Annotated in this window: 17 protein-coding genes and 2 tRNA genes; 5 read left to right on the top strand and 14 right to left on the bottom strand. The window is 54.5% G+C overall.

Going from position 1 to position 20,554, the window contains the following annotated elements:
* Positions 1-118: 118 nt before the first annotated feature.
* The 5 genes from PL263_RS09230 to PL263_RS09250 all read left to right on the top strand — a co-directional run bounded on the left by PL263_RS09230 (position 119) and on the right by PL263_RS09250 (position 4,014).
* On the top strand, positions 119-898 hold the full coding sequence (locus PL263_RS09230; protein ID WP_278212737.1) for a VacJ family lipoprotein: 780 nt from the start codon (positions 119-121) through the stop codon (positions 896-898).
* Between the two features lie 73 nt (positions 899-971).
* Positions 972-1,256, top strand: a complete 285-nt coding sequence (locus PL263_RS09235) for a hypothetical protein (protein WP_278212738.1) — start codon at positions 972-974, stop codon at positions 1,254-1,256.
* A gap of 215 nt (positions 1,257-1,471) precedes the next feature.
* Positions 1,472-2,047: a chemoreceptor glutamine deamidase CheD gene (locus PL263_RS09240; protein ID WP_140912821.1), complete on the top strand. Its 576-nt coding sequence runs from the start codon at positions 1,472-1,474 to the stop codon at positions 2,045-2,047.
* 249 nt (positions 2,048-2,296) lie between these two features.
* Entirely contained in the window at positions 2,297-2,689 is a 393-nt protein-coding gene (locus PL263_RS09245; RefSeq protein WP_140912822.1) for a lipocalin family protein, read from the top strand.
* Positions 2,690-2,709: 20 nt separating this feature from the next.
* Positions 2,710-4,014 carry an autotransporter outer membrane beta-barrel domain-containing protein gene (locus PL263_RS09250; RefSeq protein WP_278212739.1) on the top strand — a complete coding sequence of 435 codons (1,305 nt, stop codon included), beginning with the start codon at positions 2,710-2,712 and terminating at the stop codon, positions 4,012-4,014.
* A 92-nt stretch (positions 4,015-4,106) separates the two neighbouring features.
* Here PL263_RS09250 and PL263_RS09255 read toward each other — a convergent pair whose 3' ends face one another.
* From PL263_RS09255 to tig, 14 genes are all read right to left on the bottom strand, one after another.
* Positions 4,107-4,478 (bottom strand): hypothetical protein, encoded by a 372-nt coding sequence (locus PL263_RS09255; protein WP_140912824.1) that lies wholly within the window; start codon positions 4,476-4,478, stop codon positions 4,107-4,109.
* Positions 4,479-4,917: 439 nt separating this feature from the next.
* Complete coding sequence (locus PL263_RS09260) at positions 4,918-5,670, bottom strand: hypothetical protein (RefSeq protein WP_278212740.1); 753 nt, start codon at positions 5,668-5,670, stop codon at positions 4,918-4,920.
* A 67-nt stretch (positions 5,671-5,737) separates the two neighbouring features.
* On the bottom strand, positions 5,738-7,618 hold the full coding sequence (locus PL263_RS09265; RefSeq protein ID WP_278212741.1) for a dipeptide ABC transporter ATP-binding protein: 1,881 nt from the start codon (positions 7,616-7,618) through the stop codon (positions 5,738-5,740).
* Entirely contained in the window at positions 7,615-8,796 is a 1,182-nt protein-coding gene (locus PL263_RS09270) for an ABC transporter permease (protein ID WP_278212742.1), read from the bottom strand. Before PL263_RS09270 ends, PL263_RS09265 begins: the two co-directional genes overlap by 4 nt.
* On the bottom strand, positions 8,789-9,862 hold the full coding sequence (locus PL263_RS09275) for an ABC transporter permease (RefSeq protein WP_278212743.1): 1,074 nt from the start codon (positions 9,860-9,862) through the stop codon (positions 8,789-8,791). The genes PL263_RS09270 and PL263_RS09275 overlap by 8 nt, the downstream gene beginning before the upstream one ends.
* Before the next feature lie 15 nt (positions 9,863-9,877).
* On the bottom strand, positions 9,878-11,725 hold the full coding sequence (locus PL263_RS09280) for a peptide-binding protein (RefSeq protein ID WP_278212744.1): 1,848 nt from the start codon (positions 11,723-11,725) through the stop codon (positions 9,878-9,880).
* Between the two features lie 265 nt (positions 11,726-11,990).
* The gene (locus tag PL263_RS09285; protein ID WP_278212745.1) at positions 11,991-13,859 is read right to left on the bottom strand and encodes a SurA N-terminal domain-containing protein; all 1,869 of its coding nucleotides are present in this window, start codon (positions 13,857-13,859) and stop codon (positions 11,991-11,993) included.
* A 97-nt stretch (positions 13,860-13,956) separates the two neighbouring features.
* A tRNA-Asp gene (locus PL263_RS09290) sits at positions 13,957-14,033 on the bottom strand.
* Positions 14,034-14,039: 6 nt separating this feature from the next.
* Positions 14,040-14,115 (bottom strand) — tRNA-Val (locus PL263_RS09295).
* Between the two features lie 13 nt (positions 14,116-14,128).
* Positions 14,129-14,401 (bottom strand): HU family DNA-binding protein, encoded by a 273-nt coding sequence (locus PL263_RS09300; protein WP_020482925.1) that lies wholly within the window; start codon positions 14,399-14,401, stop codon positions 14,129-14,131.
* Positions 14,402-14,606: 205 nt separating this feature from the next.
* Positions 14,607-17,006 carry an endopeptidase La gene (lon, locus tag PL263_RS09305; RefSeq protein WP_313901415.1) on the bottom strand — a complete coding sequence of 800 codons (2,400 nt, stop codon included), beginning with the start codon at positions 17,004-17,006 and terminating at the stop codon, positions 14,607-14,609.
* A 166-nt stretch (positions 17,007-17,172) separates the two neighbouring features.
* Positions 17,173-18,450 (bottom strand): ATP-dependent Clp protease ATP-binding subunit ClpX, encoded by a 1,278-nt coding sequence (gene clpX, locus PL263_RS09310; RefSeq protein ID WP_278212746.1) that lies wholly within the window; start codon positions 18,448-18,450, stop codon positions 17,173-17,175.
* A 103-nt stretch (positions 18,451-18,553) separates the two neighbouring features.
* Positions 18,554-19,159, bottom strand: coding sequence for an ATP-dependent Clp endopeptidase proteolytic subunit ClpP (clpP, locus tag PL263_RS09315; protein ID WP_140913164.1), 606 nt, complete (start codon positions 19,157-19,159; stop codon positions 18,554-18,556).
* Positions 19,160-19,207: 48 nt separating this feature from the next.
* Positions 19,208-20,458: a trigger factor gene (gene tig / locus PL263_RS09320; RefSeq protein ID WP_278212747.1), complete on the bottom strand. Its 1,251-nt coding sequence runs from the start codon at positions 20,456-20,458 to the stop codon at positions 19,208-19,210.
* Positions 20,459-20,554: the final 96 nt, after the last annotated feature.

The raw sequence follows: 20,554 nt of genomic DNA on the forward strand, positions 1-20,554 counted from the left end.
ACAAGCGGGCTAACCGACGCGTCTGCCGCACGATAAAATCCGCGCCGACTGGCAAGACAAACACCCCGGCAATACGCTAACCTTTACGCATCAGTCGTCAGTTACTGGAGCACACCTTATGCGAAACGGAACCATCCCTGCCCTGACTCTGTTGCTAAGCGCGGCAACCACGCTGTCCGGTTGCGCCAGCGTTCCGGCTTCCGATCCGCGCGATCCTTGGGAAAGCTGGAACCGGCCGATGCAAACCTTCAACGACCGGGTCGACGATTACCTGATGAAACCGGTGGCCCGTGGCTACCGCTGGATTACGCCGGATTTCGTCGATGCCGGCATCAGCAATTTTTTCAGTAATATCGCCGACATCCGGGTCTCGATCAACGATGTTCTGCAAGGAAAATTTCGGCAAGCCGGCATGGATACGGCGCGTTTCCTGGTCAATACCACGGTCGGCATCGCCGGCTGGTTCGATCCGGCCAGCGCCATCGATTTGCCCAAACACCATGAAGATTTCGACCAGACCCTGGGCTATTGGGGCATACCGACCGGCCCTTATATAGTGCTGCCGCTATTGGGGTCGAGTTCGCCTCGCGGCGTGATTGGCTTGATCGGCGACACCGCCGCCAACCCGATCAGCTACACCGGCCTGTTTACCCAGTCGTCGGCATTGTCGACGGCGATCTCCGGCGGCTTGGGCGGCGTCAATGCTGCCGATTTGCGGGCCGACAACCTCGAAACCGAAAAAATCGCCAGCGAAGCGGCGGTGGACCGCTACGGATTTTTCCGCGGCGCCTATTTTTCGCAGCGCGATTACCTGGTCAACGACGGCAACGTCACTGACACCGACATTTTAGATCTCGACGAAACCGAGGAGAAACTGTCGCCCGTGAATCCCTATTGATCCGCTGCGCCCGAATCCGCTCCGACAGGCATCTTGGCGGGTCGATCAACAATCTATCGATGAGGCCCGAGCCATGAGAAAACTGATATTTACAGCCGTGCTGGCCGCTGCTGGCACCAATGCCAACGCCATCCCGCCGGCCAACCGTTCGCTACCGCTGGATCGAATCAGCATCGAACGCATCGACCTCCAAGGCCAGATCAAGACTTGGAACCTAAACAAGGTCTGCATCGACGGCCAAGCCTATCTACTGTTAATGAAAAGTTTGACCGAACCGGTCAGTATTTCGCCGGCATTTGCCGACGGCAAACCGGAGCAATGCCGAATCGCAGCGGACGAAACTTTACCCCGCAAATAGCAGTCTGGATTTGGCAGGAATCGATACCGCACCGATCTGCTCTCAAACAGTGCGGAGCGCGTAGACCAAAACGACAGATTGTCAATCCGCTTTACAAAGTTCGCCGCCGACCAACATCGCTCAGTGCCAAGATTTTGAGCTTAGGGCATTATTCAAGACTGGCCCGATTTTTGTTTGTTATTTTTCATACTCTCGACTACCGAATTCACCGAGCCATGTACCTGAAAAAGCGCTCCGAAACCTATTTCGACCCTTACTGGCGCACCCGCGCCCAGAAAATCATCCCCGGCGAATACTGCCTCGCCACGGCCGGTTCGGTGATCGTCACCGTGCTGGGCTCTTGCGTCACGGCCTGTATCCGCGACCGCAACAAAGGCATAGGCGGCATGAACCACATCATGGTGGCCAACACCAACGAAGGCCAACCGCTGAATGCGCGCCTGGAACACCAGGCGGTCGCGGCGATGGATAAGTTCATCGACCATCTGCTCGACATCGGTGCGGAGGCGCACCAGCTGGAAGCTAAAGTCTTCGGCGGCGGCAATATTCTGAACGGCCTGCACCGCGACAACGTCGGTGCCCGTAGTGCGCAATTCTTGCGTAATTACCTGGCCGAACGCGACATCCCGATCGTTGCCGCCGACACGCTGGATATCTATCCGCGCAAGATCTATTTCTTTCCGGAATCCGGCAAAGTTCTGGTAAAAAAACTCAAAGACGTCAAGAACGAGACCATCCTGCTCCGCGAACAGGAATATTCGACGCGAATATTCGCCGGCAGCCTGGCTTGATGCCTCGACGCGGGGCGGCCGGATACGAACAGAGTTGATCCGGCCGCTTCGCTCGACAATTAGCCAGTCGACTCCCTCCTCACCGCCCGGTTTAAAAAACACCTTCAGAAGCGGCACCAGCGCAAAACACCGACAGTCTCGGCCGGTAAACTTCATCTGCTGTCGACGGCGACAACAGATGCAGCAAAAACCATGATATTCGTACGTGATACAATCCGTACCTCATCCATATCAACTCACAGGAATTTTATGCCCTCCATCAAACTCATCGGCTTGCTGTTGTTCTCCGCCTCTTTCGCCGCCGGCGCCGCGGAAATTCCGCTGACCCAAGCCGACCTGCTGGGCACCTGGCAAATCGAAAAAGAATCGGTCAACGCCGACGGTAGCGGCGCCCGCGGCCTGAACACGACATGGACCTTCAGAAACGACGGCACCATGGAAGGCATTTCCCAAGAAAACGACTCCCACGCCCGCATTGAGCAACTCAAAGCGGTATTGAACTACAGCGTCGAAGACGGCAAATTGAAAAAACAGGCTGCTCCGGGCCGCTCGAAAATGGAAACCTGCGCCGCCACCACAAAAGACGGCAGCAAAATGGTCTTGAAATGCCAGTCGATTTATTTCTTCATGACCAAAAAATAAGCACCGCGAGCTGACGCTTCATGGGCCGGTCTGACTTGCGATTACTCGACCGCAAAGACTTCATGGACGCCCCCGGCCGTCTCCTCTCGCAACTGCCGCCCAAGCCGATCGTTGCGATTGTTGCGGTTGCCGCGCTGCTTTGCCCGACGGCTAAAGTTTGGGCCGAAGCCAGCTCGCTGGACGAAGCGCAGTTCGCGTTGCTACGCAACGATTGCGAGCGACTGGCGGGCGACCGGGTGGAGTTCCTCGAAAAGGCCGGCCCGAATCTTTACAGACTCTGCCTCCCGACACCCGGCGGCCCGCCGGGCGGCGGCGCAGGCGGTGCCGGCAGCGTTGGCGGCGGAGCCGGCTCGGTTCAGAGCCAATTCGTCGCCGCCGGCAAGCGCTTGGCAAAACTCCGCCGGCAACAAAGCAAGGACGGCGGCGGCGCTGGCGACGAAGCCGAGCTTGCTTTTACTGACGGTTTGCACCTGTTCTTCTCCGGCCAATTCGAAGCCATCGACCGACGCAGCACCCGCTTCGAAACCGGCTACAACGGTAATGTCCAGGGCGGCGCAATCGGCGCCGATTGGCGCGCCAACGACTGGCTGCTGGCCGGCGCGGCGCTGAATTACAGCAACACCGACAGCCGGTTCGCCAACCTCGGCGGATTTCGGGTCGACGCGTTCGGCCCGGCGCTTTACGCCACGCTGACACCAAACGATAACGCCTTTGTCGATATCGTGCTCGAATATGCTCGCCAATGGCGCGAACGCGATCGCTTGACCAGTTTTCCGTCGCTCGGCGCCAATAAGCGGCCGGTGTCCGGCATGGTGTCGTCCGATTTCGGCGCGGACCATTACGCCGCCAATGCGCTGGCGGGTTACGATTTTTGGTTCGGAGGCATTGTCATCGGCCCGCGCCTGGGTTTCCGTTACAGCGAAATGAGCCTCGACGCCTACCGCGAGACCGGTACGACCGGTTTGGAATTGAATTTCCTGCGCGACCGGATTCGCTCGCTGCAAAGCTCGGTGGGCCTGATGCTATCGACGGCGCTGAGCACTCCAGGGGGCGTGGTCGCTCCCCAAATCAGTTTCGATTGGACCCACGAGTTTCAAAACAAACAGCGCGATCTCCGCGCCAGCTTCGTCCAAGACGGCCGCGCCAACCCGACGGTTTTTACCTTCAACAACGACCGGCCCGACCGCGACTTCTACCATCTGGGCGCAGGAATCGGCCTGACCTTACCCAACGGCATCCAACCCTTCGTCAATTTCGACACCTTACTGGGAAATCGCTTTTTCGACCATTTGGTCGGTACTGTCGGCGTCAGGCTGGAACTGTAAGCCACAGCCGGAAACGCATACGCTTATTCCGGCCTACCGCTATCGATACCCAAATTTTCAACTCCGAATGCGCACAAAAAATCGCACCCACTCTAACCGGCATCGTCAGGTGATCGGAGGTAGCGCCATATTGCTGCGAGCGAAACCGCAAAAGTAACAACGAGCGACGGTACTATCCATCTCCACAGCTCGGTCATAGGTCCGTGAAAAATGCCATGGTAGTAAGAACTATCTGTAAGCGCCAATCCAAACGGAATGAATACCGTAATAATTGGAGTTGGAACAGGCGCAGCAATCAGAGAAAAGACTGACGCAAATAACGCCATAATCCATCCTGAGTGCATTGCTCTGCGGCGCATGATGCGAGCGAGACGGAAAAACACAAACAAGATTGGCGACGAAATAATCATCCAAAGTAACGGCAATACCAAGCTTGCAACTAACAACTGAAGAATAATTTTCATATCAATCCCGCGATTCGCTGAAATGATTTAACAGTTTCCGCCCAGGCATTCAAGTCAGCGTCGCAGCAGTGATCTCTTTGATATTAGGCAAACGTTACGCTATGCGTGCTCCGGTCTACCGCGCAATCGGGATGGTTTTCCTTCCCTGATGCCGCGCCGAGCACCGGAGGGTTTGGGCGGATTTGTCCGACTGGGGCGCGGCAGGGATGCCGCGCGTTTTTGGAGGGCTATGGATAGCCCTTCCAAAAACCCCGCTCAAACCCGCAGACGCGCAGGGTTAAAGCGGCATGGGGTGTCGTTTCTTTTGAATGCTTTTCTTTGGACAAGCAAAGAAAAGTATTTCGGCCGTCGGGCCGAGACCCGACATTAAAACAAGTCGTGGCAAATTCACACCATGAGTACGATTACGCTACCGCTAATCGCACCTACGCGTGCTCGGCTAGCGAATAGGAACCAATTTATCGCCTGTTAATGAGGCCATTTCGTATAGTTGATGAATGCTCATATCCTTTAGCTTTTCCCAAAGCTGATCAAGTTTTAGTTTTTCTTTCTTCTCGCAATACTCTTTGAGTTTAACAACAATGGAATAAAAATCTGTCATATTATCGACATCAGGCAACTGTAGAAACGCTGCATGAACTGTAGGCCCCTCTAAAATTCTTAATGGATTATTTGGCGATAAAATTACAGGGACGACTGCAGCTTCACTTTCGCTGTACCCCGCATGAGCGAGGTAAGAGTGCCTATCTTCCATTATTTTTTTGTGAGTTTTTCGATCACGAATTTCTGAAAACACATCTTTAGCTTCAAGTTTTAACCGCCTACCCCTCGCCTCTGTAAAAGTTTTGGCATAGAAAATGACAGAGGCAATATAGATTGATCGGCGAATTAGCATTCCATGATCCATAATAGAACAGTTAATCACAGCCTCAGTGTCTGAAGATAAATAATCATACTCACTCAATACATCTGATGGATATTGTTTTAATGCAAAAGAAAGAGCAGATTCAACATATTCTAAATCTTTTATTATGAGCCTATACCGAGCTGCTTGCTGTGCATCTCTATCTTTTAGATAAACAGTCGGACATGGAATGCCATTAATATAGTAATGAATTTGGCGTCGTCCAGACGAATCAGTCAAAAATTTTGATTCGACAAAATCAAATCCTTCTCTCGAATTAAAAGCCATAAAATAACTTAGTTCTCAAGTCTATAAAATCAAAGCCCTTCACGAACCATATCTCCAAAGAAGAATATCAACTTACCACCAACCTCGGCACCGCCGACAGCAACCTCTGCGTATACTCATGCTCCGGCGCCCCGCAAACCCGAGCAGTAGAGCCATGCTCCACCACCTTCCCCCGATACATCACCACCGTCCGATCGCTGAGATACTCCACGACGCCAATGTTATGGGTGATAAACAGCAAGGTCAGATTACGCCGGCGGCGGATGTCCAATAACAGTTGCAGAATTTCCGCCTGCACCGACACGTCCAACGCGCTGGTGATTTCGTCGCAGACGATGAATTCCGGATTTAACGCCAAAGCCCGCGCCAGACCGATGCGCTGGCGCTGGCCGCCGGAGAATTCGTGCGGGTAGCGCCAGAGCGCGTCGCGGCCGAGTTGCATGTCGTCCAACAGTTGCTCGGCCAAAGCGATGCGCTCGTCGCGGCTGGCGCCGATGCCGTGCACCTGCATCGGTTCGGTCAGCGTGGTTTCTATCAATAATCGCGGATTCAACGACGATTGCGGGTCTTGAAAGGCGATCTGCATCTGCCGACGCAACGGCCGCAGTTCTTTGGCGGACAATCCGACCAGTTCCCGGCCATTGATGCGGATGCTGCCCTCGGTTGGCGGCTCCAGCTGCAACACGGCGCGGCCCAGCGTGGTTTTGCCGCAACCGGATTCGCCGACCAGCGCGACGATTTCGCCGCGCGGGATATCCAGCGACACGTCGTCGACGGCTTTGATGTGATCGACCACGCGGCGCAACAGACCCTTGCGCACCGGGAACCAGACTTTCAGGTTGCGGATCTGGATTAGCGCGTCGCTTTCGGTAGCGGCTTGCGGTTTTGTTCCAATTGCAGGCTCGGCTGGTTGCAGATTCGCAGTGGGTTCAACCCGCGCAGCGGCTGCCTGTGCCTCGACCGGAATGACATCAACTCCGGTAGCCGATGCCGCCTGCAGCTTCAGACCGGCCCGTTCCAGAACGGAAAGCGATTTTCGATCCTTCTCAGCCGGAGTGGAGAGAGGTGGTTGTATTTCTTCTGCGAGCTGCGGTGGCGCTTCGACGGGCTCAGCGCGAACGGCTTTCGGGGATGCGGAGACATCGGGCTTGGCCAGATTCTCCGGCACCGAAGCCAACAGTTTTTGCGTGTACGGATGCTGCGGATTCCCCAGCACGTCGCGGCAGCGGCCAGCTTCGACCAATCGGCCGTATTGCATCACGCCGACCCAGTGCGCCATTTGCGCGACCACGCCGAAGTCGTGGGTGATGAACAGCATGCTCATGCCGGTGTCGTCTTGCAGCTGCCGCATTAGCCTCAGAATCTCGGCCTGCACGGTGACGTCCAGCGCAGTGGTCGGCTCGTCGGCGATCAGCAGCTTGGGTTGGCAGGCCAAGGCCATCGCGATCATCACTCGCTGGCGCTGGCCCCCGGACAATTGGTGCGGGTAATCGCGAAAGCGCGAGCCGGGATTGGGTATCTGTACCTGGGTCAAGGCGGCGACCGCGCGTTGCTCGGCCTCGTTCGGGTTCATGTCCGGGTAATGCAGTTGCAGCGCTTCGATGATTTGCTCGCCGACTGTCAACACCGGGTTCAGCGATGTCATCGGTTCCTGGAAGATCATCGCGATTTGCGCGCCGCGCACTTGGCGGACATCGGCATCGGGCAAGGTCAGCAGGTCGCGGCCCTCGAACAGAATCTGGCCGCTGGGATGATTGGCGATACCGTCCGGCAACAAGCGGATCACCGACAAGGCGCTGATCGACTTGCCACTGCCGGATTCGCCGACCAGACAAAAGGTTTCGCCTTGCGGGATTTCAAAACTGACGTCCTCGACTGCTTTGACCGGCTCGGCGCCGGTGTGCAGATAAGTGCGCAGGTTTTTGACTTGCAATAACGGCGCGCTCACGACTCGCCTCCGTTGCGGCGCGACAATTTCGGATCGATTGCGTCCCTGAACGCTTCACCAATTAGATTGTAGGCGAACACCGTCATGAAAATCGCCCCGCCGGGAAACACCGCCATCCACCAGTTGAAGGTCGAGGATTTTACGGCCTGATCCAGCATTGCCCCCCAAGACGGTGCATCGACCACGCCGAGGCCCAAGAAACTCAAGGTCGCTTCCGACAATATGGCGCCGGCGACGCCGAAGCTGACCGCGACCAGCAGTGGCGCGACACCGTTGGGTAACATGTGGCGGAACAGGATCGACGGCAGCGGCAAGCCGCTGGCAATCGCCGCCTGCACGTAGTCCTGCTTGCGCAGTTTCAGAAATTCGGTACGCACGTAGCGGGCGTAGCCAGACCAGCCGGTGACTCCGATGATGACCATCATCATGTACAGGCTGCGGCCGAAGAAGGCGACGAAGGTCAGCAGTAAAAACAGGGTCGGGATGTCCTCGAAGATTTCCACCAGGCGCATGCCGAGCATATCGACCACACCGGAGAAATAGCCCATCAGCCCGCCGACGACGATGCCGATCGCCAGGGCAATGCCGGTGGCGATGAAGCCGATGCTCAAGGCGATGCGGCTGGCATGGATCATCCGGCTCAGCACGTCGGCGCCGTTTTCCTCGGTACCCATCCAATGCCTATGGCCTTCGCTGGCGAACGGCGCTTCCAGGCCCTTGCTGCCCAGGTCGCGCAGGTAATCGCCGGGCGCGTAGGGAATCGGCGGCATGATTTTCCAATCGACCTGACTGTATTCGGGGCCGCGAAAATCGTCGTAGATTACCAGGGCCGGCGGCTGGACGGTCAGGTTGGCAATCAAAGCGGCCAGCCCGGTGCCGGCCAGAAACAGTAAAAACTTGGTGCCGCCTGCCAACGGCAACCGCGACACCGCCAACGCGATGAAAAACCCCGCCAGAATCCCGGCATCCTCGATCGATAGATAGCGCAACACCGGCGCCGAAATCTCGCCGTTTTTGCTCATCAATAACGGCATCGAGTTGGCCAGAAACGGCGCGAATACGGCAAAAAACACCAACACGCCAACCCAGGCCAAGCCGAATTTGACGCCGACGCCGTCCAGCGTGCGCCGCCAGATGCGGGCGGCGAAGGATTGCCGACTGACGATGGGCTTAGTCATAACTCACCCGCGGGTCGGCCAGCGTGTAACAGAAGTCGGCGATCAGATAGCCGATCAGGGTCAAAAAGCCGCTGATCCAGGTGATCGACAACACCAGCTCGCGGTCCCTGCCCTTCACCGCTTCGACCGCCAGTTGGCCCATGCCGTTGATGCTGAAAATGTTCTCGACGATCAACGAACCCGCCAGCAAACTCGGCAGCAAGCCGGCCGAAACGGTAATCAGCGGCAGCAAACTGTTGCGGAACACGTGCTTCCACAGCACGTCGTTTTCGGCCAGGCCCTTGGCGCGGGCGGTGCGGGCGTAGTCGGCGTGCAGGTTTTCCAGGATCGAGGTGCGGGTCAGCTTGGCCAGCGCGGCAAAGCCGCCGTAGGACAAACAAATCACCGGCAACACCAAGTGCCAGATGCGATCCAGCAAAAAGCCGCGCACGAAGCCGCTGTCGTCCCAATGCGGCAGGAACGGCATGTCCAAGGCTTCACGGTCGCTAAGGCCGGCGGTCGGAAACCATTGAAAATATTGGACGTTGGCGAAGAAACCCAGCAGCAGGACGCCGGCCAGCATGGTCGGGATCGACCACAAGCCCAACATCGCCAGGCTGGAACCGACATCGAAGGCACCGCCGCGTTCGGTCGCCGATTTCATGCCGATCCAGATCGCCAGCGCGTAGGTGAACGGTATCGTCACCAGATTGAGCAGCAAGGTAATCGGGATGCGCTCGGCGAGAATGTCGGCGACCGGCCGGCCGTATTGAAAGCTGGTGCCAAGATCCATGCCTTTGCTCAGCGAGAACGACTGGTGGCCTTGCTCGTCGCTGACGAAACCGATCGGCGAAACATTGTTCAGCCAGCGCAGGTATTGCAGCGGCGCGGGTTGGTCAAGGCCGTAGCGCTTGTTGTAATAGTCCAGCAAGGCCTGCTTTTCCTGCGGCTTCATGTCCATGCCGCCGACCAGGGTTTGGGCGCTGATACCACCCGGCGACGCGGCCATCACCGTGAACACGACGATGGTGATGCCCAGCAAAGTCGGCACCATCAACAGCAGGCGGCGCAGCAGATAAGTCAGCATCCGGCGTCCTCCGGCTTATTGGGTGTATTTTTGCTGGGCCAGCGGCACGTAGTTTTCCAGCGGCAGCGAACCCAGGTTCAAGCCCAGTTTGGTCATTTGCAGATTGTGAATACGCTTGTCGACGAACAACAGACTTTTGCGACGCATCAGGAAGGTATAGGGCTGGTCTTCGTAGAGGATGCGTTCGGCCTGCTGCCACAGCGGCATACGTTTGCCTTCGTCGACGGTACGGCGGGCGGTGTCGATCAATTTGTCCAGTTCCGGATTTTGGTAGCCGATGAAATTATCACCCTTGCTGATCGCCTGCGAGCTATGGAAGGCTTGGTACAGGTCGGTTTCGATGCTGCTGGTCCAGCCCAGGGTGATGGCGTCGAAGTCTTTTTTATCCAGGTTTTCCAGCATCACCGGCCATTCCTGCGGGAACGGCACCAGTTTGACGCCGGCTTTGGCGTACAGATCCTTCAACAACAGCACCATGCGGCTGGTGTCTTCGTTGGCCTGGAAGTAAGTCAGTTTGAACTCGAAGGGCTGACCTGTTTTGTCTTCCAACACGCCGTCCTGGTTGCGGTCTTCGTAGCCGGCTTCTTTCAGCAAGGCCTTGGCTTTATCGAGATTGGCTTGATACGGCTGCAAGGTAGCGTCGTGCTGCTTGCTGGCGTTGCCGAACGGGCTGACCGCCGGCTCGGCGTAGCCTAGAAACACATCCTTGATGATGCGGCCGGTGTCGGTCAAATAGCTCATGGCCTGGCGCACCCGCTTGTCGGCGAAGCGGGTCGGTTTGCCGCCGCGCATCTGGTTCCAGCCGATGTAGCTATAACCCACCACTGGCGGCATGTATTCGAAGCTTTGGCTCTTAGCTTGAATCTGGGCGTCGCTTTGCAGTTGTTTGTATTCCGAGGCTCGCGCCGAGTAGGAGTCTATGTCGCCGTTGCGGTAGGTGGTCAAACGGGCGCTGTCGTTTTGGATGATTTTCCACAAGATGCGGTTGTAGGCCGGCTGCACGTCGCCCCAGTAGCGCTCGTTGCGCACCAGCTCGACATTGCCTTGGTCCGGGGTCCAGCTTTTCGGATCGGCCAGTTTAAAGGGACCGCTGCCCAGCAACAGGCCTTTGGATTCGTTGAATTTTTGCGGTTCTTTCAGGTAGGGTTCGTAAAAATGCTTGGGCAGAATATTCATACCGCCGGCCAGGGACAGGGCTTCGAAATACGGTTCCTTATAGGTGAACACCACCCGGTATTTGCCTTCGGCCTTGACCGACTGAATCTTCTGCAAATAGGCACGCTCGCGCGGCGCCTGGATCGCCTCGGTCATGATGAAATTGAAGCTGAATACCACATCGTCGGCAGTCAGCGGCTGGCCGTCGGAGAAGGCGACGTCGTCGCGCAACTCGAAAGCGATGGTCAGACCGTCTTCGCTGACCGTCCAGCTTTTGGCGATCAAACCTTCCCAGGCCAGCGTATCCGGGTTGCGGGTAATCAGGCTTTCCTGGACGTAGCTTTGTACATTCGAGGCGTAGGCATCGGTCGATACCAGCGGCGTAATGGTTTTCAGGTTAGTGCCGAAGGCTTCGACGCTCCAGTCGCCTGTGGCATAATCCGGCAGCTTGGTTGCGGCATACGCTCGTTGAAAGGCCGGGGCAATGCCGCCGGATTGTGCGGTTTGCGTCTGCCCTGTCAAGGCACCGCTAGCTGCTAGAGTGCGCAACTCGCGCATGGCCTGGGCTTGTTCGGCCAATGCGGCCTGCATTTCGCTAAGCTTCACCCATTGCCGGTCTATCTGGTACATCGTCAATACGATCAAAACGAGTGCCAAGCAAACCAAGCCGTAAAGCGTCCAATCCCGAGAAGCGAATGGTTTTTCCATGGTAAATCTGTCCGAAAGTTTCGAGGCGAAGGGAGCGGAGTTTATATTGACGCTGACCACAACGGCAACCGGTATCAATTTCCAGAAACTGCCGCAAAAGCTGCTGTACTTTACCTTCAGGCCGGCGATTTGCAAAATCGCTGCTTTGCTCCAAGCCTCCGTTTTACCGATTGTGCAGGAATCGGGGCCGCTAGTCAGGCCTGCGTCAAATCGCGGTTACAAAAAAGGGAGCTTTACGCTCCCTTTTCAAGTCTCGGCTGAAAAATTATTGCTTTTCCGGCCGAACCACAATATCAGCTTTGGCTTGCAACGCGTTCAACACTGCTTCGAGTTGCGCCTTACCGAAAGCCGCGGCGATGTTTTTCGAGATCGCAGCTTGCTTGTTTTTGTCGGCCTCGGACATTACGCCTTCGTTGACTTTGTGAATGGCTAGCACCAATTTGCCGCCGTCGGCATTATCCAGCACGGCAATACTCGGTTGACCGGCATGCGGCTTGGCGGCTTTGAATATTTCCTGGACGACCGGCGCAGGTAACTGAGTGGCGTTACGCGCCAAACCGTCCAGTTTTTTCGAAACCAATTTTCTAGCTTCGGCCGCCTGGGCCAGCGTTTTTCCCGACGCCAGATCCTGTTTGACCTGATCCGCCACCGCGACGGCTTGCTGACTGGCCTTGTCGCGTTGAATAGCGGCAATCAGCTCTTTTTTGACATCTTTCAATTCCTTAACTGCTGCCGGCTGGTGCGAGGCTACGCGCAATACCACCAGCTTATCGCCACCAACTTCGATCGGCTCGCTGTTGCCGCCCTTCAACACATCTTCAGAGAATGCGGCGGCACGAACTTTTTCTTCGGCGGCGATGCCTTCGCCGTTTGCCCGGGTAAACTCAGCCGTTTTTTGTACCGGGCCGCCCAGTAAATCGGCTGCGGCCGCCAGACTGTCCGGATTCTCGTAGCTGACTTCGGCCAACTTCTCAGCCAAGGTATTGAATTTGGTTTCGGCTTGGCTCTTTTGATAGGCCTTGGCGACTTCGGCTTTGACCGCTTCGTAGGGCTTGGTTTCGCCCGGAGCCAGTTCGGTCACTTTGATCAGGTGGTAACCGAAAGCGGAACGCACCGGCTCGGATATTTCGCCCAGCTTCAGCTTGCTGGCGGCGTCCTCGAAGGCCTTTTCCATCACGCCGACGTTGAACAGCCCCAAATCGCCGCCGTTTTTCGCCGTCAATTTGTCGTCCGACACTTCGGCCGCCAATGCGGCAAAATCCTTGGTTTGCAAATCCTGCTTGGCTTTTACGGCTCTTTGCAGCGCTTGAGCGTCTGCATCCTTGTCTTTACCAAAAGCAAACAGGATATGGCTAATTTTGCGACGCTCCTGGGTCGTGAATTGAGCTTTTTGGTCTTCGTAATAGGCCTTCAGATGTTCGTCGTCGGCCGCAATACCGGATGCCAGTTTATCCACCGAGAGTTCGACATACTCGACCGAAACCTGTTCGTCGGTACGGTAATCGTCCTGATGCTGCTGGTAATAAGCGGTAAGTTCGTCGTCGCCAGGCTGTTGCGAGACCTGAACCAACGGGACCGTCACATATTCAATATCGCGGGTTTGGTTTTGGATTTTGAAGAAACCGGCGATTTCGGCAGGTGTCGCGAAACTGCTATCGATGATGGCGCGCTGAAACTGTTCCATGACCAAGGCTTTCTTGATGCGATTGACGAACTCAGCGGATGACATGCCCTGTGAGCCCAACAGCGTTTGGTATTGGGTTTTGTCGAACTTGCCGTCTTTTTGGAAATACTCCAGCGATTGAATGAAATCCCTGGCAGTGTCGTCGCTGACGATCAGGTTTTCATTCTGCACGTACTGCAGCAATACTTCGTCGCGCACCAGCTTTTCCAGAGCTTGCTTTTTCAGCGTTTCTTCATCGAATTTCATGCCCGCCAAGTTTTGGGCATATTGCTGGTAGGCCTGATTGACGTCGCGCTGGAAAAACTCCTTGCCTTCCACCGTCACTACCGGCACTTCTTTGCCGCCGCCGAGATAATTTTGAATGCCCCACAAACCGAACAGCACGCAAATAAATATCAATATGATCGATGCAAAAACTCCATGCACCTTTTCTCTTATTTCTAAAAGCATAAACGCTTTCCTTAAACAGAATTAAACCCGATCGCTAAAGGCGATAAAATTACACGCAAAAAAAAACCTCGGACCGTACGGCCCGAGGTTTCTGTTTTGGCGGAGCGGACGGGGCTCGAACCCGCGACCCCCGGCGTGACAGGCCGGTATTCTAACCAACTGAACTACCGCTCCAAAGTCTGGTGGGTGCTGAGGGGTTCGAACCCCCGACCCTCGCCTTGTAAGGGCGATGCTCTCCCAGCTGAGCTAAGCACCCGACTAAAGAGCAACTAGTTTACAGCATCTTTTAAAGATTTGCCAGCTTTAAATGAAGGAATTTTTGCGGCTTTAATGGTGATCTCTTCGCCGGTTTGCGGGTTGCGGCCTTTACGTTCCGCTCTTTCTTTAACATCGAAAGTACCGAAACCAACCAGGGCAACGGAATCGCCTTGTTTCAATGCGTCTTCAACGGCTTTGATAAAACCATCCAGAGCCCGACCAGCATCGGCTTTTGTCAACTGTGACGCACTGGCAATAGCGTCAATAAGTTCCGATTTATTCATTTATTTCCCCTTAGGATGTCGTTGTATTAATTATGCTCGGCAAACAAACACGTGTTTTGCCCGCCCACCGGTTATTCCACCAACCCGAATACGGCCTCTCCTCTGCGAGAGGCCGACATTTATATCAACGGGCTGCGATCGGTGTCAAGCGTTAGGAGCCTTGGAAACCACGATTTTTGCGGTTTCCAAGGATTTTAACCCATGCTTAATGTGCCACTACCCCGGACTGTTTTACCTCGACCTTTGCGCTAGTCGCATCGGCCAATTCAGCCGGAGAAAGAGGGGTTGGCATACGTTGTAAGGCCAATTCCAAAACTTCGTCGATCCAACGTACGCACTTGATCGCCAGATTGCGTTTAATGTTTTCCGGAATCTCAGCCAAGTCTTTTTCGTTTTCGGCAGGAATGACCACGGTAGCGATGCCGCCTCGGTGTGCGGCAAGCAGTTTTTCCTTCAAACCACCGATGGGCAAGACCTCCCCGCGCAGGGTAATCTCGCCGGTCATCGCCACATCGGCCCGCACCGGAATCTTGGTCAGCGCCGAGATAATCGCGGTGCACATACCAATACCGGCGCTCGGCCCGTCTTTCGGCGTCGCTCCTTCCGGAACGTGGATGTGAATATCGCTCTTCTGGAACACTTCGCTGTCGATACCTAATATGCCGGCCCGACTGCGCGCAACCGTTACGGCGGCTTCGATAGACTCCTTCATCACATCGCCAAGCTTGCCGGTAGCCAATTGCTTACCCTTACCGGGCATGACTGCGGTCTCTATCGTCAGCAGTTCGCCGCCGACTTCGGTCCAAGCCAGACCGGTTACTTGGCCGATTTGGTCGCTATCCTCGGCCATGCCGTAGCTGAACCGGCGCACACCAAGGTACTTGTCCAAGTTCTTTTCGGTAATGGAGGTCCGCGACTTTTTCGCTTTGAGTAACAAATCCTTAACTACTTTACGGCAAATCTTCGATATTTCCCGCTCCAGGCCGCGCACCCCGGCTTCCCGAGTGTAGTAACGCACAATATCTTTGACCGCGCCTTCCGAGATATGGATTTCCGACTCGATCAAGCCGTTACTCTTGATCTGCTTCGGAATCAAGAACCGGGTCGCGATATTGATTTTCTCGTCTTCGGTGTACCCGGCCAAGCGAATGATTTCCATTCTGTCCAGCAAGGCTGGCGGAATATTCATTGTGTTGGCGGTAGCAACGAACATCACGTCGGACAAATCGAAATCGACCTCCAGGTAGTGATCGGAAAACGTGTGGTTCTGCTCGGGGTCCAGCACCTCCAACAACGCCGATGCCGGGTCGCCGCGAAAATCCGCCGCCATTTTGTCGATTTCATCAAGCAGGAACATCGGATTGCGGGTTTTGATCTTCGCCAGATTCTGCAGAATCTTACCCGGCATCGAACCAATGTAGGTCCGGCGATGACCGCGAATCTCCGCCTCGTCTCGGACGCCGCCCAGGGCCATGCGCACGTATTTACGATTGGTAGCACGGGCAATCGATTGTCCCAACGAGGTTTTACCAACCCCCGGAGGTCCGACCAAGCACAAAATCGGCCCTTTCAACGCTTTGACCCGTTGTTGAACCGCGAGGTATTCGAGAATGCGTTCCTTGACTTTTTCCAGACCGAAATGTTCGGCTTCCAATACCTCTTCGGCCACTTTCAAATCGTGGCGAACCTTGGTTTTTTTCTTCCAAGGCACGTTAACCATCCAGTCGATATAATTCCGAACCACTGTGGCTTCCGCGGACATCGGCGACATCATCTTCAATTTGTTCAGCTCGGCGGTTGCCTTGGTTTTCGCTTCCGCACTCATACCCGCAGCGGCGATTTTCTTTTCCAGCTCTTCGATTTCGTTGCCGGCCTCATCCATTTCGCCCAACTCTTTCTGAATCGCCTTCATTTGCTCATTCAGATAGTATTCGCGCTGGTTCTTTTCCATCTGTTTTTTGACGCGGCCGCGAATCTTCTTCTCCATTTCCAGAATATCGACTTCGCCTTCCATCAGCGTCATCAGGTTTTCCAGACGCTTGGCCACGTCGACCATTTCCAGCATCTCTTGTTTTTCCTCGACCTTCAGCGCCATATGCGCCGCCATCGTATCGGCCAGACGACTGGGATCGTCAATGCCGGACAAAGAATTCAAGACTTCGGGCGGAATTTTGTTATTCAGCTTCACGTACTGATCGAAGGAGTTGATCGCGGTGCGTTGCAGCACTTCCGCCTCCTGCTCGGAAATATTCATTTCGTCCGCTAACTCGATGACGCTGGCAGCGCAATAGCTGTCGACTTCGCAGTATTGGATCACCGAACAGCGTTGGCTACCCTCCACCAGCACTTTCACGGTGCCGTCCGGCAATTTCAGTAATTGCAGGATATTGGCCAACGTTCCGACCTTATACAGATCGTCGAATCCCGGTTCGTCGACATCGGCTTGTTTCTGGGCTACCAGCAGCACCTGCTTATCTTGCTTGATAGCGGCATCGAGTGCGTCGATAGACATGCCTCGGCCGACAAACAACGGGATTACCATGTGCGGGTAAACCACCACGTCCCGTAAAGGCAGGACTGGAATCAGTTCGTCTTGGTTTTTCAAATCGGTCATTTCAATTGCTCCCGGAGCACGTCAATACACACCCAATCCTATATGAGGACGATCCTGGAGAAAACAAGTATCTTAAATTCAGCGCAAAAAAAAGGAGTTTGGTATCAGCCAAACTCCCGGATTTTGTTTCGGCTCAAGCAAAGCCGGATGTTTCAGACTAAGAAGCGTCGGAGACGACCATTTTCGGCTCGGTTTCGTAAACCAAAATCGGTTCGGAATTACCCGATATCACGCTTTCGTCGATCACGACTTTCGAAATTTTGTCGTTGGACGGCAATTCGTACATCGTATCCAGCAAAACATTTTCGACGATAGTACGCAGGCCGCGGGCACCAGTCTTTCGTTCCATCGACTTGCGGGCAATCGCCGCCAATGAATCGTCTCTGAATTCCAGTTCGGCACCTTCCATTTCGAACAGATGCTTGTACTGCTTGATTAACGCATTTTTCGGCTGCGTCAGAATTTGAATCAACGCCGCTTCGTCCAATTCGTCCAAAGTCGCAATCACCGGCAAACGGCCGACGAACTCCGGAATCAAACCGTATTTAATCAAATCCTCTGAACGCACGTCGGCGAAAATCTCACCGACATTTCGACTGTCGTCCTTGGTTTTGACTTCGGCGGCAAAACCGATACCGCCTTTTTCGGTACGGTTTTTGATGACTTTATCTAGGCCGGCAAAAGCGCCACCGACGATAAACAGAATGTTCGCCGTGTTGACTTGCAGAAAATCCTGCTGCGGATGCTTGCGTCCACCTTGCGGCGGCACCGAAGCTACCGTGCCTTCGATCAGCTTCAGCAGGGCCTGTTGCACCCCTTCGCCGGACACATCCCGCGTAATCGACGGGTTATCGGCTTTACGGGAAATTTTGTCGATCTCATCGATGTAGACGATGCCGGTTTCGGCCTTCTCTACGTCGTAGTCGCACTTTTGCAGAATCTTCAGGATGATGTTTTCGACGTCTTCGCCGACATATCCGGCTTCGGTCAAAGTCGTTGCGTCTGCGATCGTAAACGGTACATCCAACAATCTGGCCAGCGTTTCCGCGAGCAGGGTCTTACCGGAACCGGTCGGACCTATCAACAGAATATTACTTTTCGCCAACTCGACATCGCTTTTCTTGCTGTTGCTACGCAGGCGTTTGTAATGATTGTAAACGGCCACTGCCAAAATTTTCTTGGCGTTTTCCTGGCCGATTACGTAATTATCCAATTCAGCTTTGATTTCTTTGGGCTTAGGTAACGCACCGCCGGATACCGCCATTTCGTCTTCGAGCAATTCATCCCTGATGATGTCGTTACAAAGCTCGACACACTCGTCGCAAACATAAACGGATGGCCCGGCAATCAGTTTCCGCACTTCATTTTGGCTTTTACCGCAAAAAGAACAGTAAAGAAGCTTTTCGTCGTCTTTACCTTTCTTGTCTCTACTCATAGACAGACTCCACCGTTTCACTTCGCTTCATCACAGAGATGAAATACTTCAAAAACCAATAGTAAACTCCCCCGCACATCGCGGCAACCGGGGTGCGTTGCTGTTAACCGCTACGACTGGTCAACACCTTATCGATCAAACCGTAATCCACGGCCTGTTCCGCACTCAGAAAATTATCCCTATCGGTATCCTGTTCGATCTTCTGCAAGGACTGGCCGGTGTGGTGCGCCAACACCTTGTTCAACCGATCCCGAATCTGCAGGATTTCTCTTGCATGGATGTCGATATCCGAGGCCTGTCCCTGGAAACCACCCAAAGGCTGATGAATCATGACCCGGGAATGCGGCAAGCAATAACGTTTACCGGCCGCACCGCCCGCCAACAACAACGCTCCCATACTGGCCGCCTGGCCGATGCACATGGTGCTGACGTCCGGCTTGATAAACTGCATCGTGTCGTAGATCGCCATACCCGCAGTTACCGAACCGCCCGGCGAATTGATGTACAGGTGAATATCCTTATCCGGGTTTTCCGATTCCAGGAACAATAGTTGGGCCACAACCAGATTGGCCATGTAATCCTCAACCTTGCCCACCAGAAAAATGACCCGCTCCTTCAGTAAACGGGAGTATATATCAAACGATCTTTCCCCACGGGCTGTTTGTTCAACCACTATCGGCACTAGACCGCCCGCCGCTTGCGGCGCCATCATTTCGCTAATCACATTTTGGTTAAACACGTTAAGCCCTCATTGTCACTATCGTTCCATTACCTGATCAAAACCGACGGTCACGTCGGCGACTTTAGCCTGACTTACGATCCATGCCACAGCCTGATCCTCCAGAACCATTTGTTGCACGTCGTTCAGCCGAGACTTGTCTGCATAATACCAGTTCACGACGTCTTCAGGGCGCTCATAACTCTTCGCCATGTCTTCGATAACCGAACGAACTTTGTCGGCATCAACCTTCAATTCGTTTTTATGAATCACTTCGCCCAAAATCAAGCCCAAGGCCACGCGGCGCTTGGCTTGCTCTTCGAACATATCCCGCGGCAGATTCAGGTCTTCCAATTTCAAACGCATGTTCTTGGCCCGTTCCGCGTAAGGCTTCATCAGGGCTTGAATTTCCTGGTCAATCAATGCATTGGGGATCGACACCGAAATGTGCTCGAACAACGCATCCATCACGGCGGTTTTCAATTTGTTTTTCAAGCCTTGCGCCAACTCCCGCTCCATGTTGGCGCGCACATCGGCGCGGAAGGTTACCGCATCGCCGTCTTCGACGCCGTAGGCTTTTATGAAGTCGGCATCGACTTCGGGCAACACCGGCTCCTCGACTTTAACCAATTCGACTTCGAACTCAGCCGGTTTGCCGGCCAGCTTTTCACTGTTGTATTTTTCCGGAAAAGTCACAGCAAATGTTTTGCTTTCGCCGACGCTCAGGCCTTTCAGCTCGTCTTCGAAACCGGGGATCATTTGCTTGCCGCCGATCTCGACCTGATAGTTTTCGACCTTGCCGTCGGTGAAGTTTTCGCCTTCGCAAACACCGGAAAAATGGATCGAAACTCTGTCGCCTTCTTGCGATGCGCGTTCGACGCCGTTCCAGGTTTTCTTCTGTTGCCGCAACTTTTCGACCATGTTATCGACATCGCTTTCTTCGACGCTCGCATTAGGCCGTTCGATTTGCAAGTTGTCGATGCCGTCCAACGCGATTTCCGGATACACTTCAAACTCGGCGACGTATTCGAATCCCTCGGTTTTCTCGCTGGGATGGATATGAGGATGACCAGCCGGATTCAAATCCTGCTGTTGCAAAGCTTCAAAGTAAGTCGACTGAATCAAGTCGCCGGTGACTTCGTTTCTGACCCGATCGCCATAAAGTTTTTTCACCATACTCGCAGGCACTTTACCCGGGCGGAATCCATCGACTTTGACGGTGCGCGCCAGTGTTTTGAAGCGAGTTTCCATTTTTTCCTGAACTACGGCGTCTGGAATGCTGACAGTCATTTTCCGGCTTAATTCTGATGTCTTCTCGACAGAAACTTGCATTGCTTTACCTCGATAACTAAAAAATAGGAATTTATGATTCGGGAGAATCGTCGA

Origin of the sequence: Methylomonas sp. EFPC3 (genome assembly GCF_029643245.1) — a bacterium.
In the GTDB taxonomy this organism is placed as follows: Bacteria; Pseudomonadota; Gammaproteobacteria; order Methylococcales; family Methylomonadaceae; genus Methylomonas; species Methylomonas koyamae_B.

Bases quoted from the DNA above. Each gene is read 5' to 3' on its own strand.
- PL263_RS09285 (WP_278212745.1), bottom strand. From the start codon at position 13,859: ATGCTTTTAGAAATAAGAGAAAAGGTGCATGGAGTTTTTGCATCGATC.
- PL263_RS09250 (WP_278212739.1), top strand. From the start codon at position 2,710: ATGGGCCGGTCTGACTTGCGATTACTCGACCGCAAAGACTTCATGGAC.
- PL263_RS09280 (WP_278212744.1), bottom strand. From the start codon at position 11,725: ATGGAAAAACCATTCGCTTCTCGGGATTGGACGCTTTACGGCTTGGTT.
- PL263_RS09240 (WP_140912821.1), top strand. From the start codon at position 1,472: ATGTACCTGAAAAAGCGCTCCGAAACCTATTTCGACCCTTACTGGCGC.
- clpP (WP_140913164.1), bottom strand. From the start codon at position 19,159: ATGGCGCCGCAAGCGGCGGGCGGTCTAGTGCCGATAGTGGTTGAACAA.
- clpX (WP_278212746.1), bottom strand. From the start codon at position 18,450: ATGAGTAGAGACAAGAAAGGTAAAGACGACGAAAAGCTTCTTTACTGT.
- PL263_RS09230 (WP_278212737.1), top strand. From the start codon at position 119: ATGCGAAACGGAACCATCCCTGCCCTGACTCTGTTGCTAAGCGCGGCA.
- PL263_RS09275 (WP_278212743.1), bottom strand. From the start codon at position 9,862: ATGCTGACTTATCTGCTGCGCCGCCTGCTGTTGATGGTGCCGACTTTG.
- PL263_RS09300 (WP_020482925.1), bottom strand. From the start codon at position 14,401: ATGAATAAATCGGAACTTATTGACGCTATTGCCAGTGCGTCACAGTTG.
- PL263_RS09260 (WP_278212740.1), bottom strand. From the start codon at position 5,670: ATGGCTTTTAATTCGAGAGAAGGATTTGATTTTGTCGAATCAAAATTT.
- PL263_RS09255 (WP_140912824.1), bottom strand. From the start codon at position 4,478: ATGAAAATTATTCTTCAGTTGTTAGTTGCAAGCTTGGTATTGCCGTTA.
- tig (WP_278212747.1), bottom strand. From the start codon at position 20,458: ATGACTGTCAGCATTCCAGACGCCGTAGTTCAGGAAAAAATGGAAACT.
- PL263_RS09270 (WP_278212742.1), bottom strand. From the start codon at position 8,796: ATGACTAAGCCCATCGTCAGTCGGCAATCCTTCGCCGCCCGCATCTGG.
- PL263_RS09235 (WP_278212738.1), top strand. From the start codon at position 972: ATGAGAAAACTGATATTTACAGCCGTGCTGGCCGCTGCTGGCACCAAT.
- PL263_RS09245 (WP_140912822.1), top strand. From the start codon at position 2,297: ATGCCCTCCATCAAACTCATCGGCTTGCTGTTGTTCTCCGCCTCTTTC.